The following is a 14,920-nucleotide window of genomic DNA, read 5'->3' as shown; positions in this document are numbered from 1 at the left end:
AAAAAAAATTCATAAATTATGAATTTTGATTTTTTGTAATCGCTGCTTTAATGAAACCATTAAATAACGGATTTGGTTTATTTGGTCGCGAAGTAAATTCGGGATGATATTGCGAAGCGATAAAGAACGGATGATCTTTTAATTCAATAATTTCAACCAAGTTTTCTTTTTCATAAATCCCACTAAAAATCATTCCAGCGGTTTCTAATTGTTCACGATATTTATTATTAAATTCATAACGATGACGATGACGTTCTAGCACTTCTGTTTGTTGATAAAGTTCAGCTGCTAATGTTCCTGGTTGTAAGGTTGCTTTATAGTTTCCTAAACGTAAAGTTCCCCCAAGAGCATCATCTTTTGCTTTTCCTTCAATAATATCAATTAACGGATTATTTGTTGTTTTTAACTCGGAACTATTTGCATCACTAATTCCACAAACATTACGAGCATATTCAACAACCGCTGCTTGCATTCCAAAACAAATTCCTAAAAAGGGAATTTTATGTTCCCGAGCATACTGAACAGCAAGAATTTTGCCTTCAAAACCACGTTCTCCAAAACCACCAGGAACTAAAATTGCCATTGCATCTTTTAATATCTCATCAACATTGTCAGCAGTAACATCATCAGCTTTAATTCAATCAATTTTAATGCGGACCCCATTTTCAAAGCCAGCAATTCGTAGTGATTCACTAACTGACAGATAGGCATCTGGTAATTCGATGTATTTCCCGACTAATTTAATCGTAATTTCTTTTGCTGAGCAATCAATTTTACTTAAAAAGTTTTCTCATGCCCCCATATCGGTTTTTGTAATGTTTAAATTTAACAAGTCACTAACAACATGTTGAGCATTTTGTTCATATAATTTTAATGGGACATCATAAATTGTTTTTGCGTCTGCCGCCACTAAGACATGTTTACTACTAATATTACAGAATAAAGCAATTTTATCAATTACGCTTTCTTCTAAGTGATGTTCAGTTCGGGCCACGACAATATCAGGTTGAATCCCTAATGATAATAATTCCCGAACTGAATGCTGGGTTGGTTTTGTTTTCGCCTCTTGTGAAGCAGCAATATAAGGAACCAATGAAACATGCATAAAAATAACATTTTTACCACCTTGCTCCATTTTTACCTGACGAATCGCCTCAATAAATGGTAGCGATTCAATATCACCAACTGTTCCACCAATTTCAGTAATAATCACATCAGCGCCTGATTTTTCGGCTGCTGAATAAACTTTATTTTTAATTTCATTAGTAATATGGGGCACAACTTGCACAGTTTGTCCTTCATAATCACCACGACGTTCCTTTTCAATCACGTTTTTATAAATTAACCCTGATGTAATGTTTGAATCACGTGTTAAATTTTCATCAATAAAACGTTCATAATGTCCTAAATCTAAGTCCGTTTCTGCTCCATCCGCTGTAACATAAACTTCACCATGCTGATAAGGACTCATCGTTCCCGGGTCAACATTTAAATAGGGGTCAAATTTTTGCATAAACACTTTTAGGCCACTAGCTTTCAACAAGACTCCTAGTGACGAAGCCGTTATTCCTTTTCCTAACCCTGAAACAACTCCCCCTGTTACAAATATATATTTTGCCATTATCTATATCCTACCTTCTTAAAATATTAATAAAATTTTAATTAGTTTTTTTATAATATTTTAATTATTTTCTTCCATTTCTTTTTCCAAAGCTTTTCAATCAATTTCTTCAGTAATTCCTAATTTAGCCGCAACAGTCTCATCATCGTCATCAACTGAGTAATCTGTTTCTCCTAAATCATCAACATCAATTTCAACAAAATCTTCTGTTTCATCATCATTGTCATCTTCAACATCTTCATCAAACTCTAAACTATCAATTAGATCTTCTTCATCTTCATATTCTTCATCTAAATCAATATCTTCAAATTCCTCTGTTGTTTCAAACTGATCAGTATAATCATATTGTTTTTTAATATCATCATATTTAATAAGTTCACGTAATGCTCACATTCCTTCACTTGTTAAAACAAAACGATTATCTAACACTAAATCGGTATATAATTCAGCAATAATGTCTTCTTTACTATTTCCGTGGACTGTGATATCACTTTTTGATGCAATTTCATTTCAAATATTTTCAAATGTATCACTTTGTTGTGAATTTTTTAAATAGTCATATACTAAATCTAATAATTCTATATTATCGTTCATTAATTTTTCCCCTTTTATTATTAATATTCTTTCTATTTTAGTACTGCTCCAATTGTAAAATAATATTTTTTATCATTAGCCATTGATTTAGTTGAATCAATAATCTCTGATACTTCATCAAACAACTTTATCCCATTTTTTGTCGCAATATAAATCGGCTTTACTGTGCTATTATATAATTTCACTGATTTTAAATCATAGGAAACCATAAAGTAATTATAATCGGTTTTGTATTTTTTTTGCAATTTTTTTGCAATTTCTTCGTGATTTATTTTTTCGCTATCAACTAAGCGGAAAAAATTCCTTGTTGTTAACATCATTACCAAATCTTGTAAAATTTCATCATCTTCTGTTGCTAATTTTTTCAAAGCGCTAAATAAACTATAATCATCTAAGTCACAATAAGTTTCCACATCAAGCATTTCGCCCGCTAATAGTGGTTTTAACAACGTAATTATCTCCTGATTTTTAAAACAATAATTTCTTTGCTGTAAATCATATAACCGTTGAAATAATTGGCGGAATGTTAAATCAAACCCTAAACTAATTGGATGTAAATAGATTTGTTTGTACATATGGTAACGTCCAATTAAATATGATTCAATCGCATACAATACTTTTTCTGGAAAAACTAGCTTATTTTCCATAATTGCCACATTACGAATAATTCATTGCCAATCTAAATGACCATAAGCCACCCCACTTGTCATCGCATCGCGTAACAAATAATCCATCCGATCAGCATCAATTTGCGATGATACTAAGGATGATAAAATTGGGTCTTGATGATTTCCTTCAATCATTTGACATAATTCTTCAATTTCAGAAGGTTCTAAATATTTTTGCAAAATTTGGTTAACTTCGGTTGAGGGTGAACTAATAATTAATGATGAATAACTTTCATGGGAAATATTTGTTTTTGTAACGATTCCGATTTGTTCAAAAGTATGGGAAAAAGGACCATGGCCAATATCATGCATTAACCCTGCCAACTTAACTAATAATTGTTGCCGTTCATTATACTTTTCATAAAATGGTTTTGTTTGTAAAAACTTTGAAATTAAATAATAAACTCCTAAACAATGTGAAAAACGGGTATGCGAAGCACTTGGAAACACAAATTGCCCACCCGCCAATTGATTAATCCGACGTAAACGTTGAAATTCTTTACTATTAATTAATTCAATTGCTACTTGTTCTTTAATTGTCATATCCCCATGAACACTATCGCGAATTATTAGCGGTGGTTTAGACATCTTTACTAATTAAGTTATTAATATTGTTAATAACTTGCTCTTTCCCAATTAAATAAATAACTTTTGCTAATTCTGGTCCATGTTCTTGATATGAGGTAAAAATACGAATTGGCATAAATAAATCTTTCCCTTTTAACTGATGTTTTTGACCGCATTCAGTAATTAAAGTCTTAATCGCCCCTTCATTTCAATCACTAATTTTGCTTAAATCATCACGAAAACTATTCAATCATTGATGATCTCCTGGTAAAGATTTTAACATTGTTAAGGTTGCGGGATTTAAACTTGTTGGCGCAACAAAAAACGGTTTTGCCAATTCGACAATTTCTTGACCATATTGTAATTCTTTTTTAAAGATTAGCATCAGCATTTCTAATCATCCTTCACTTTTATTAGTTAAATCATAAGCTGCTGTTAAAAATGGGCGGACAAACGCTAAATAATCTTCATCAGTCATTTTTTTCAAGTATAAACTATTTATTCATGTTAATTTTTTAACATCAAACATACTTGGTGATTTACTAAAACGCTCTTCATCAAAAATTTTAATTAATTCTGTTTTTGTAAAAATTTCTTCTTCCCCTTTTGGTGATCAACCTAATAAAGCAATAAAATTAAAAATTGCTTCTGGTAAATAACCTAAATCACGATATTGACTAATAAATTGCATTAAGTGCCCATCGCGTTTTGATAATTTTTTATGTTGTTCATTAACAATTAACGTTAAATGACCAAAAATTGGTGGTGTTACTCCTAATGCATCATAAATCATTAATTGACGCGGAGTATTTGAAATATGTTCTTCCCCTCGAATAACATGTGTAATTTCCATTAAATAATCATCAACCGCAACAGCAAAATTATAGGTTGGTATTCCTGACGATTTTAAAATAATTCAATCTCCTAAGTCTTTCGCTTCAAAAGACACCGCCCCCCGAACCATATCATTAAATTGATATGTTTGATTTTCAGGAACATGAAAACGAATGCTTTTTGGTGTCCCCAATGCTAATTGTTCGGCAACTTGCTCTGGTGATAAATGATAGCATTTTAAATCATATGTTGGCGCAACATTCCCATTAGCAATTTGTTCTTCGCGGGATTTTTCCAACGCTTCTGATGAACAAAAACAATAATATGCTTGTTTTGCTGCTAAAAATTGCTCAGCATATTTTTGGTAAATATCAAGGCGTTCTAATTGACGATAAGGACCATATTTCCCTGGTTTATCAATTGTTTCATCTGGTTCAATTCCTAATCAGCGTAAATTATCTAACTGTGATGCTTCCGCCCCCTCAACGTTTCGTTCTGTATCAGTATCTTCAATTCGTAAAATAAAATCGCCATCATAATGTTTGGCTAATAAATAATTAAATAATGCTGTCCGCGTATTTCCAATGTGTAAATAACCGGTTGGACTTGGTGCATAACGTAATCTAACTTTGTTTCCCATTTTTTCATTCCTTACTGTTAACATTTATCTTTTCTCTTTTATTATAACTAAATTTTATAATTTCTGTAATAAAACCACTGCTTGGGCTTGAATTATTGTTGGAAAGTTTTTTTCGGTTGTCGTAAATTTCAAATTAATTTGCTTATCACTAAGTTCTAATAATTGCCCTAAATTTGCTTTTATCTTTTCGCGAAAAGGACTTAATTTTGGTTCATCAATGATGACGGTCGTATCAATGTTGATAATTTGATAACCATCTTTTTTTAATAACCCTAATGCATGGTTAATAATTTTAGTTGATGAGAATTTTTCGGTTGTTGGTTTAAATCATTGTCCTAAATCACCATAACCTAAAGCCCCAATAATTGCTTCCCCAATTGTATGTAATAAAACATCACCATCTGAAATTGCTTCAACAGCAAAATTGGTAGGAATAAAAATCCCTCCCAAATAAAAACCTGTTCCTGGCAATAAATTATGGAGATCATAACTATGACCTATTCTCATTGCTTAGCCCCCTAAACATTAAATTTGAAGAAGCAAACATCACCATCTTGCATAATATATGTTTTTCCTTCACTACGTAAGCGGCCATTTTCTTTGACAGCTTTTTCACTACCATACTTGATTAAATCATCGTATGAATAGACATCGGCTTTAATAAATCCTTTTTGGAAATCAGTATGAATAACCCCAGCACATTCAGGAGCTGTTGAACCCTTTTTAAAAGTCCAAGCGCGTAATTCTTGCTTCCCAGCGGTAAAGAAAGTTTCTAAACCTAATAAATAGTATGATTTACGAATTAATTGGCTTAATCCTGATTCAATAATTCCATATTCAGCCATAAAAATGGCTTTTTCATCAGCGCTTAATGAAGATAATTCCTCTTCAATTTTTGCACAAATGGTTACAACTTCAATCTGATGTTTTGCGGCATACGCTTTCACTTTTTGGACATGCTCATTATCACCAGCTTTTAAGTCTTCTTCGCTAATATTTGCAGCATAAATAAACGGCTTAATTGTTAACAAGTTAAAGTTTTTAATAACTTGGTATTCTTCCTCTGTTAAAACTAAATCTTTCAATAATAAGTTTTGATTTAATTGTTCTTCCAATTTTAATAAAATATTGTATTCAATCACATCATCTTTTTGTTTTAAAGTTTGGGCACGTTTTGCGACTTTATCTAACCTTTTTTTAATTTGTTCTTGGTCAGAAATCATTAATTCCAAATTAATAATTTCAATATCACGAATCGGATCAACTGTTCCTTCAACATGGGTGATATCTTTACTATCAAAACAACGAATAACCATACAAATTGCATCAGTTTCACGAATATTTTGTAAAAAGGCATTCCCTAATCCTTCCCCTTTACTAGCTCCCGCAATTAATCCGGCAATATCATAAAACTCAAAAGTAGTATGAATTGTTTTATTTGGTTCAAAAATCTTGGCCATCGCATCAAGACGCTCATCTGGCACTTCGACTGTTCCAACATTTGGATTAATTGTCGCAAACGGATAATTGGCCGCTTCAACTTGTGAGTTTGTAATTGCATTAAATAACGTTGATTTACCAACATTTGGTAAACCAACTATTCCCATTTTTAAAGACATTTCTTTTCCTACCCTACTATTTTTTTAATCATCTGTTAAACCTAAAATTTCTAAAATACGGTTTAAATCTTTGACTCCAACATAATTAATAATAATTTTTTTCTCTTCAACTGTCACTTTTGTTCCTAGTTTACGCATGATTTTATTTTCCAAAAACTCATTAATTGAACGCTTTTGAACTTTTTTAGCAGGACTTGTTTTTCCCCCACCTTGTTCTTTTACTAAGTCTTCAACTTGACGAGCACTAAGATTATCAGTAACAATTTTTTCCACCAAATTTTTTAGTTCACTATCACTTAACTTTAAACTAATTAAAGGTTTAACTTGTCCCATTGTTAATTTTCCAGTTAAAACATAGTCTTGTACTTCTTTTGGCAAACTTAATAGCCGAATTGTATTAGCAATATGACTACGTGATTTCCCAATTCTTTCACTTAACGCATCTTGGGTTAATTTTAATAACTCAAGTAATTCTTTATAAGCAATTGCTTCTTCAATTGCGTTTAAGTCAACACGTTGAATGTTTTCAATCAACGCTACTTCTTTCATTTGTTGATCATTAAAATCAACAATAATTGCTGGTAATTTTGTTAAATTAGCTAGGCGGGCAGCCCGTACTCTTCGCTCTCCGGCAACTAAGTAATAACCATTTGTTGTTTTTTTAACAATAATTGGTTGAATTAAACCATGTTCAACAATTGATTTTGATAATTCTTTTAACTCGTCATCATTAAAAACTTTTCGCGGTTGGTGCGGATTTGGTAAAACTTCTGCTAAGATAATTTCTGTTGCACTACTTTTTAACTCTTCATTATTTTCGATTTCGTTAATAACATCAGTAATCCCTTCACCAAAAATTTTATCTAAGCCTTTTGCACTTAATCTACTTTTATTATTTGCCATTATTTGCTAACACCTCTTTCACTAATTCTTCATAGGCCACAGCTCCGGCTCCACCTTTGTCATAATCAAAAATACTTAAGCCATGTGAAGGTGACTCACTAATTTTAATATTGCGGGGAATATGTGTTTTATAGACTTTTTCATTAAAGTATTTTTTAACTTCGCTCATTACCTCAAATGATAATTTTGTTCTTGAATCAAACATTGTTAAGACAATTCCTTCAATTGTTAAATCTTTATTAAACATTTTTTGGACAAAACGAATTGAACTCAATAATTGGGCTAATCCTTCTAAGGCATAATACTCAGCTTGAATTGGAATTAAAACTGAATCAGCACATGCTAAAGCATTACGATTGATTAATCCCAATGATGGGGGACAATCAATTAAAATAAAATCATAATTATCTCGCACTGGTTTAATTCGTTCTAATAAAATATTTTGATTTTCTTCCGAGTGTTCCATTAAGTAAACATCAGCTCCCGCTAATGAAATTGTTGCTGGCGCTAAATCAATGCTTTCAATCACATCTGGAATAATAATACTCTTTAAAGTTGCTTGGCCAATCAAAACATCATACATGCTTTCTTGGATTTCATCTTTATTGGCCCCTATTCCGGTTGTTGCATTTCCCTGAGGATCAATATCGATTAAAAGAATTTTTTTGCCATGACGAGATAATCCCGCTGCTAAGTTAATTGAAGTGGTTGTTTTTCCAACCCCTCCTTTTTGGTTTGTAATTGCAATAATTTTTCCCATAAATTCCTTCCTTTTTCTTCGTTATTTAACAATTGTTTCATAATATTATTATATAACAGTTTAGCCAATTGGGCTTTTTTTTATTTGATTAAAATGACGAGGGTATTTTAACGATGTTTTTTTAACTTTTGTAAAATAACAAAAATAACGTTCCCCAATTTCAGTGACCATTTCATGGTCGGTTTTTGTTAAAACAAAATTTAATTCCCCCAAAGTCTTTTGGGCACTGTTAATTTCTTCGTGTACTTTTGGACCCTTATAACAAATAACTGTACCTGTTACTTTTACTAACTGGGATACAAGTTCTAATAAGACACTCAAATTAGCAACCGCGCGAGTTAAAACAAGATCAAATTGTTCTGGATGCAAACGACTATACTGTTCAACACGATCATGAATAATTTCAACATTACTTAAACCAAGCGTTTGGACTAAATTCCTTAAAAAACGACACCTTTTTTCAAGGGCTTCAATAATTGTTAATTTTATCTGTGGGACAAAAATTTTTAAAACAATCCCTGGGAAACCAGCGCCACTCCCAACATCACAAACTAGGATATTATCGGTAAACTGATATTTTTTTAATAACAGTAAAGAATCTAAAAAATGTTTATAATAAACTTCTTCTTCATTAGTAATTGTTGTTAAATTCATAACGGCATTTTGTTCAATTAAATATTGATAATATTTTTGAAGTTGTTCGGCTTGCTGGGTTGTTACTGTTAACTCTGGCAAGTGTTTTTTAATTATTTCAATCATTTAATCCCCACTTTCCAACTGCTTTCTTATTATATCAAGATATTTTTGATATTATTATAAGTAATTAGGAAAATAATAAAAGCGAGGAAATAAAAATGAAAAAAGCTCTAATTGTTGTTGATTATCAACATGATTTTGTTAATCCCACTGGCTCATTGTATGTTCGGGATGCCGAAAAACTTTTACCAAAAATTAAGGCCTTAATTGCACAATATCACCAAGAAAATAATCTTGTAATTGCAACAAAAGATTATCATCCGGAAAATCACTGTTCTTTTACAATTTGGCCTCCTCATTGTCGTCAAAATACTCCGGGAGCAGAACTATATCATCTGCCAGAAACAACTTTTGCTAAAATAATTACAAAAGGAACCCGTCAAAATTCCGATAGTTATAGTGCTTTTTTTGATGACGATCAGACAAGTAATGGCTTGCATGAATTCTTACAAGCAAACGAAGTTACCATGATTTCAATTATTGGCGTTGCTTTAGATGTTTGTGTCTCAGCGACTTTAAAAGATGCCATTAAATTAAATTACCAAGGAGAAGTATTATTAGATTATTGTGTTGGGTTAGAAAATAAAATTACTTTTTAAAAACAAAAAAACAGTTCAAAGGAACTGTTTTTAAAATTCATCAAGATTTTCATCTTGTCACTTTTCAATATTTTTAACCCGTTGAACAAATTCCCCATTTGGTAATCGTCCAATCCGCCCGTCTTTACCACTTTCTCATTTTACTTGATAATAAATGATTCCCTGAGCGTGTAATAATTTTAAGATTTCAATTCAATTATAAATTTTGCCATTATAAACTCAGCGCTTTTCACTATGGGCGGCAACTAAGTCACGATTATAAAAACTATGGGGATGTGATCACATTTTAATTTGGCGACGAGTATTTTCTTTTTTAGTAACAATTTCAAGGTTAGCAGCGCGATTATCACGAGGATTCCCATTAATATGGTCAATTGTCATATTTGGCGGAACAGGACCGATAAATAATTCAACCATAATTTTATGTAAAAACTTTGTTTTAATTTTACCCTCATCTTTGCGTCGTAAAACATAATAATTACTATTTTTTGGTCGTTTTACTTCTTTGATTTCTTTTGTTATTTTATTCCTAACTTGTCCTAAACTACTAAACTCATAATAGGGAAACTCCGGATGAGTTTTTCAGACTTCTTCGTGTTCTTTTTTATTACTCACTTTATTTTATCCTTTCGATACAGCCTTGCTATCTTTAATATAAAACCGATATGGTTTTGTTTTATAATTCGTCGCATAATCAACATTAATGCGCTTTGTTCTAATAATATTTGCCAATGGAACAGCAAGATTATCAATTAAATATATTTCCTCACTAGTTATTAAATCAACACGATCAAGGCCACGAGCAATTGCTAAATAACGGGAAAACTTGCCTGGCCCGTTAGCTAATTGCGGATTTGTAACAAAGTTAGGGTCTCGTTCATCAATAATAATTTCCCCAGCCCGAATTAAAACAGCACTGGGAATATCGTTTTGGTCAGTAATTACATTAAAACAATTATGACAACCATAAATCAAAAAAACGTGGGCAAAACCTCCCGCCCAAAATAGTGGTTCATTGCGAGTTGTTCGCCGATTGTTAAAGCCGTGATTTGCATCATCCTCAGCGCCATCATATGCTTCAACTTCAACAATTTTTGCAACAATCCGCTTACTATCAATAACACGCACGAGGTATTTTCCTAATAATTGTTCAGCAACACTACAAGCATTAGCTGTAAAAAATGTTGTGGCCGTAATTCGGTTTTTAAAATTAATCATTGTTCCAAGAAAAAAAGAAAGTTAAAATACTTTTAACCTAATTTTTCGCACTGGTCAAATTCAACTTCTGTTGGGGTCAAACGACCAAACATTTCAAGAGTAACTGTTGCGATCCCTTTTGAATTATCTAATTTTGTAACTTGTCCTTCCATATTGATAAATGGTCCTGACAAAATTTTAACATAGTCATTTAAATCAAAATTTGCGACAAAAACTTTTTTCACTTTTTTTGCCGTTTTTTTATCTTCTGCTTTAGCGGCTAATGATTTTGTTAACATTGAGCGTGCTTCATGATCTGTTAATGGGAATGGTTTTGTTCCTCGTCCTGATGAACCAATAAATCCTGTAACACCAGTTGTATTACGGACAATATATCAAGCCTCATCATTCATAATCATATTAATAAAAATATACCCCGGATATAAGTTTTTTTCCGTTGGTTTTTTCCCTTTTTTAGCTGGGACAACTTCTTTTACTACTCTAATATCAAAAACAACGTCTTTCATATTTAATGATTCAACTCTCTGAATTAAGTCATCTTTTACCCGGTCTTCATGGCCTGAATAACAATTAATTACATATCATTTTCCTGGATATTTCATTAAGTCATCAGCTGTTTCTAACTGGCTCTTATTTGAATCTTGTTGTTCTTCTAAAATTGTTTTTTCTTCCAACATTGGTTTTACTCCTTTTATTATTTCTTTTTTTAGATAATTTTTGCTACATGTAATATATTAAATAGAACTTGGTCTAAGGCTAGATAAAAGATTGCAAAGGCAGCAATAAAAGCAATTGTAATTAGAAACTTACGTCCTAAGCTACCTTTACTTGCTCAACGAATTCGGCTAACTTCTTTTGCCATTTTAACTGGAAATTCACGGAAAGCTAATTTCCAGTTAACTTTTTCAGCTTTTTTCTTTTTCTCCGTTTTACGGTTAAAAAAACTTTTTTTCCCTGTTCCATCTGGCGCGTCTAAATCTGCAGGTCCTTTTTTACCAACATGAATCGATGCTTTAGCAGCTTGTTGGCGTTGAAAAACTTGGGCTGCTTTAGCATTTTTACGAGCAATTTTTTCAGCTTTTTTCGCTTCTTTTGATAATTTTGCTTTTGGCTTTCTTGTCTTATTGTCATCAACAATAACTTCAACAATTTCTTCTTCTATAATAACTTCTTGTTCAAAATCTTTGTTATTATCAATTTTTGCCATTGCTGTTACCTCGTTTCCTTATGTTTGGTATGTTTACCACAGGTTTTACAAAATTTACTAATTTCTAATCTTTCTTTTTGAGTCGTTTTATTTTTAAATGTCGAATAGTTACGTTGTAAACAATCAGGACATACTAAAATAATTTTTTCGCGCATAATATCACCATAATTAATTATAGTATATTAATTATAATAATGGTAGTGTAAGATTAACAATTTTTTGAAATTTGTTTTACTTTTCGAATAATTCGCTGCATCGCATTATCAACTTGGCGATAATTAAGCCCTAGTATTTCACTAATTTTAGTAATTGGATAGTCCGCTAGCCATAAATCAAAAATTTGTCTTTCTAAAGCCGATAATGTTAATTTAATTGCCCCAATAAGACGTGTCTTTTCTTCTTGCTCAAGTAAATCTGCGGCCAAATTTTCCGGGCTAGCAACATCAAAACCTTCTTGAACCTGATAATTCGCACAATAATTAAGAACTTTATGCTTAGCACTTAATAATTTGCGAATATGCTTATGGATATCTCAAACATAACGTTGAAAAATATAATCTTTTAATTTCTTTTTCACCCGCATATTGTAATTACGGGCGCTTTCTAAAATTGATCAGTATTTTAAACTCTCTAAATCACCTAATTCCATTGGAATTAAAAAATACTTATAAAACGTTTGGCGTTTAACAATTTCTAATTCTTTTTGGTATTTTTGATACAAAGTAAAAATGGCTTTTTCATTCTGCTCTTCTTGATATAAATAAACTAATTCATATTCATTAATAACATTTCACTGCCTTTCTAATTTGTTATAATTCTTGCTGAAGCATTTTAATTTGGTAAATTAAAACTGCCGTTGCAACAGACACATTTAAAGAATCTAAGTGGCCAGCGGTTGGAACATAAACATTAAAATCAGCATGTTTTAGTAATTTGGGACTAACCCCTTTCCCTTCATTACCAACAATTAAACAAACTGGGGTATCATATTTTAAATCCCCCACAGGCGCTGCTTTTGCTGATAATTCAGTGGCATAAATTCAAAACCCTTTTGTTTTTAAATACTCAATTGCATTGGTTAAATTATTAACTTCACTAATCGCCACATGCGCAAATCCCCCTGCTGAAGCCTTCACTGCGCTTGGGGTTAATGATACTTGGCGTTTATTTAAAATAATAACCCCATCAACATTAAACATATCACAAGTTCGTAAAATAGCTCCAAAGTTCTGGGGGTCAACAACTTGATCTAAAACTAATAGAAACGGATGAGGGTTTTGTAACGATTGGTCAACTAATTGTTCAATTGCCACTGGTTTTGGCATTTTAATTGCTAACAAATAGTTTTGATGATTATTACTATTCGCTAATTTTGTTAATTGTTCTTTTGAACAATAGTTTATTTTTAAATGCCGTTTTTTTGCTAAACTTAAAATTGTCTCGTTTTCATTACTTGTTTTAACAGCATATAATTCTACAACAAAAATTTTATCATTTTGTAAGCTTTCAACAACTGGATTGATTCCGTAAATGTAAAGATATTCTTTCATACTTTCCCCTCTTTTATTCTGTTTTATTTATTAATAACATTTTTAACTCTTCCTAATTTTACACAATTAATTATCGTTTAAATGATATTTTCCGACAATTTCTTTCATCCTTGCGATTGCCCGGTCATAAATTGCTAAATTCTTTGTTTGTTTATCGGTAAAATTACCATTAATGGTTGGTAATAATCCAATATTAGCTTTCATTGGTTTTAAATCTTTATGTTTTGGATTTGTGACATAATTCAATAACGATCCTAAAACAGTTTCATTGGGAAATTGAATTAAAGGCTGATTGGTTAAATACTGATAAACATTTAACCCACAAGCTAGCCCACAAGCAGCAGATTCTAAGTAACCCTCAACACCAGTAATTTGGCCAGCAAAAAAAATATTACTATTCCTTTTTGACTGTAAATATGGATTTAATAATTTTGGGGAATTAATATAATTATTTTTATGCAAGACCCCATAACGATGAATCACAGCTTTTGATAAGCCCGGAATATAGTTATTAATAATCCGTTTTTGCTCTGGTCAAGTTAAGTTTGTCTGTCAACCAACTAAATTATACAGTGAATCATGAACATCATCTTGACGGAGTTGGACAACAGCATATGGGTCAGGACCACCATCTTTGCCCAAATGATTAGGGCTCATTGGACCATTTAATAAAATCTTTGGCGAAGTTTTTGCCATTACTTCAATTGGTTGACATCCTTTAAAATACTTTTCGAAATTTGCTAATTCAACAGTTTCTGCTGTTACTAATTGCTGATGCAATAATTCAAATTCTGATTTAGTCATTGGGCAAATTAAGTAATCTTTTTCTTGATTATGGCGATTTTGATAGTAAACTTTTGAAAAATCTATTCCATCTTTATTAATAATTGGAGCTGAACCATCATAATAGTAAAAATTCTTCTTACCAATGATTTTTTCCAATTGTTGCTCTCACTGTGATGAAGATAATGGTCCTGTTGCAATAACCGTCACTACCCGTGGATTAATTGTTAAGAATTCTTCTTCATAAATCGTAATTAGCGGATGGTTTTTTAAAAAGGTTGTAATATCGTTTGAAAAATTAACGCGATCAACTGCTAGAGCATCATCAGCAGGTAATTGGTTTTGTCTCGCCATTTTTAAAATAAATGAATCTAATAAATCTAATTCATACTTTAAAATTCCCACGGCATTTTCTTTTGACATGCTACGAAAAGTATTTGAACAAACTAACTCAGCAAATGTTGGCAATTTTTGGACGGGATTTTGACGAACGGTTTTCCCTTCATACAAATTAACTTTAATTCCCCGCTTTGCTAATTGGTATGCAATTTCACACCCCGCTAACCCGGCACCAATGACATTAACTTCTTTTGTTTTCATT

The 14,920-nt window shown here is 31.6% G+C and carries 18 protein-coding genes; 1 reads left to right on the top strand and 17 read right to left on the bottom strand.

Going from position 1 to position 14,920, the window contains the following annotated elements; genetic code table 4:
* Positions 1 to 16: 16 nt before the first annotated feature.
* From SSYRP_RS00915 to rsmG, 9 genes are read right to left on the bottom strand one after another with little or no spacing between them, the layout of a single operon-like run.
* Positions 17 to 1,621: a CTP synthase gene (locus SSYRP_RS00915; RefSeq protein ID WP_016340440.1), complete on the bottom strand. Its 1,605-nt coding sequence runs from the start codon at positions 1,619 to 1,621 to the stop codon at positions 17 to 19.
* A gap of 60 nt (positions 1,622 to 1,681) precedes the next feature.
* Positions 1,682 to 2,215: a DNA-directed RNA polymerase subunit delta gene (gene rpoE, locus SSYRP_RS00910; protein ID WP_016340439.1), complete on the bottom strand. Its 534-nt coding sequence runs from the start codon at positions 2,213 to 2,215 to the stop codon at positions 1,682 to 1,684.
* A 32-nt stretch (positions 2,216 to 2,247) separates the two neighbouring features.
* On the bottom strand, positions 2,248 to 3,471 hold the full coding sequence (locus tag SSYRP_RS00905; RefSeq protein ID WP_016340438.1) for an HD domain-containing protein: 1,224 nt from the start codon (positions 3,469 to 3,471) through the stop codon (positions 2,248 to 2,250).
* Positions 3,464 to 4,924: a glutamate--tRNA ligase gene (gene gltX / locus SSYRP_RS00900; RefSeq protein WP_016340437.1), complete on the bottom strand. Its 1,461-nt coding sequence runs from the start codon at positions 4,922 to 4,924 to the stop codon at positions 3,464 to 3,466. The genes SSYRP_RS00905 and gltX overlap by 8 nt, the downstream gene beginning before the upstream one ends.
* 54 nt (positions 4,925 to 4,978) lie before the next feature.
* On the bottom strand, positions 4,979 to 5,431 hold the full coding sequence (gene ispF, locus SSYRP_RS00895; RefSeq protein ID WP_016340436.1) for a 2-C-methyl-D-erythritol 2,4-cyclodiphosphate synthase: 453 nt from the start codon (positions 5,429 to 5,431) through the stop codon (positions 4,979 to 4,981).
* An 11-nt stretch (positions 5,432 to 5,442) separates the two neighbouring features.
* The gene (gene ychF / locus SSYRP_RS00890) at positions 5,443 to 6,543 is read right to left on the bottom strand and encodes a redox-regulated ATPase YchF (RefSeq protein ID WP_016340435.1); all 1,101 of its coding nucleotides are present in this window, start codon (positions 6,541 to 6,543) and stop codon (positions 5,443 to 5,445) included.
* A gap of 24 nt (positions 6,544 to 6,567) precedes the next feature.
* The gene (locus tag SSYRP_RS00885) at positions 6,568 to 7,446 is read right to left on the bottom strand and encodes a ParB/RepB/Spo0J family partition protein (RefSeq protein ID WP_016340434.1); all 879 of its coding nucleotides are present in this window, start codon (positions 7,444 to 7,446) and stop codon (positions 6,568 to 6,570) included.
* Positions 7,436 to 8,206 (bottom strand): ParA family protein, encoded by a 771-nt coding sequence (locus SSYRP_RS00880; RefSeq protein WP_016340433.1) that lies wholly within the window; start codon positions 8,204 to 8,206, stop codon positions 7,436 to 7,438. The genes SSYRP_RS00885 and SSYRP_RS00880 overlap by 11 nt, the downstream gene beginning before the upstream one ends.
* Before the next feature lie 60 nt (positions 8,207 to 8,266).
* Positions 8,267 to 8,965, bottom strand: coding sequence for a 16S rRNA (guanine(527)-N(7))-methyltransferase RsmG (gene rsmG, locus SSYRP_RS00875; protein ID WP_016340432.1), 699 nt, complete (start codon positions 8,963 to 8,965; stop codon positions 8,267 to 8,269).
* 95 nt (positions 8,966 to 9,060) lie between these two features.
* Between rsmG and SSYRP_RS00870 the strand changes: the two genes are divergently transcribed.
* Positions 9,061 to 9,561, top strand: coding sequence for an isochorismatase family protein (locus SSYRP_RS00870; protein WP_016340431.1), 501 nt, complete (start codon positions 9,061 to 9,063; stop codon positions 9,559 to 9,561).
* 30 nt (positions 9,562 to 9,591) lie between these two features.
* On the opposite strand, the gene SSYRP_RS00865 is transcribed toward SSYRP_RS00870, so the two are convergent.
* From SSYRP_RS00865 to trmFO, 8 genes are all read right to left on the bottom strand, one after another.
* Positions 9,592 to 10,176, bottom strand: a complete 585-nt coding sequence (locus tag SSYRP_RS00865; protein ID WP_016340430.1) for an HNH endonuclease signature motif containing protein — start codon at positions 10,174 to 10,176, stop codon at positions 9,592 to 9,594.
* 6 nt (positions 10,177 to 10,182) lie between these two features.
* Complete coding sequence (locus tag SSYRP_RS00860) at positions 10,183 to 10,779, bottom strand: DNA-3-methyladenine glycosylase (RefSeq protein WP_016340429.1); 597 nt, start codon at positions 10,777 to 10,779, stop codon at positions 10,183 to 10,185.
* Between the two features lie 32 nt (positions 10,780 to 10,811).
* Positions 10,812 to 11,456, bottom strand: coding sequence for a transcription termination/antitermination protein NusG (gene nusG, locus SSYRP_RS00855; protein ID WP_016340428.1), 645 nt, complete (start codon positions 11,454 to 11,456; stop codon positions 10,812 to 10,814).
* 29 nt (positions 11,457 to 11,485) lie between these two features.
* A complete protein-coding gene (gene secE, locus SSYRP_RS00850; protein WP_016340427.1) occupies positions 11,486 to 11,986 on the bottom strand; it encodes a preprotein translocase subunit SecE in 501 nt (166 codons plus the stop codon).
* A gap of 5 nt (positions 11,987 to 11,991) precedes the next feature.
* Positions 11,992 to 12,141, bottom strand: coding sequence for a 50S ribosomal protein L33 (rpmG, locus tag SSYRP_RS05180; protein ID WP_083932347.1), 150 nt, complete (start codon positions 12,139 to 12,141; stop codon positions 11,992 to 11,994).
* 53 nt (positions 12,142 to 12,194) lie between these two features.
* The gene (locus SSYRP_RS00845; protein ID WP_016340426.1) at positions 12,195 to 12,707 is read right to left on the bottom strand and encodes a hypothetical protein; all 513 of its coding nucleotides are present in this window, start codon (positions 12,705 to 12,707) and stop codon (positions 12,195 to 12,197) included.
* Between the two features lie 88 nt (positions 12,708 to 12,795).
* Positions 12,796 to 13,536: a 23S rRNA (guanosine(2251)-2'-O)-methyltransferase RlmB gene (gene rlmB / locus SSYRP_RS00840; RefSeq protein ID WP_016340425.1), complete on the bottom strand. Its 741-nt coding sequence runs from the start codon at positions 13,534 to 13,536 to the stop codon at positions 12,796 to 12,798.
* Positions 13,537 to 13,602: 66 nt separating this feature from the next.
* Positions 13,603 to 14,919 (bottom strand): methylenetetrahydrofolate--tRNA-(uracil(54)-C(5))-methyltransferase (FADH(2)-oxidizing) TrmFO, encoded by a 1,317-nt coding sequence (gene trmFO / locus SSYRP_RS00835; RefSeq protein ID WP_016340424.1) that lies wholly within the window; start codon positions 14,917 to 14,919, stop codon positions 13,603 to 13,605.
* Position 14,920: the final 1 nt, after the last annotated feature.

The sequence above is a fragment of the Spiroplasma syrphidicola EA-1 genome, assembly GCF_000400955.1.
Lineage (GTDB): Bacteria > Bacillota_I > Bacilli_A > Mycoplasmatales > Mycoplasmataceae > Spiroplasma > Spiroplasma syrphidicola.
Note: the sequence above shows the minus strand (reverse complement) of the source record. Positions and strands in the feature narration are given on the sequence as shown.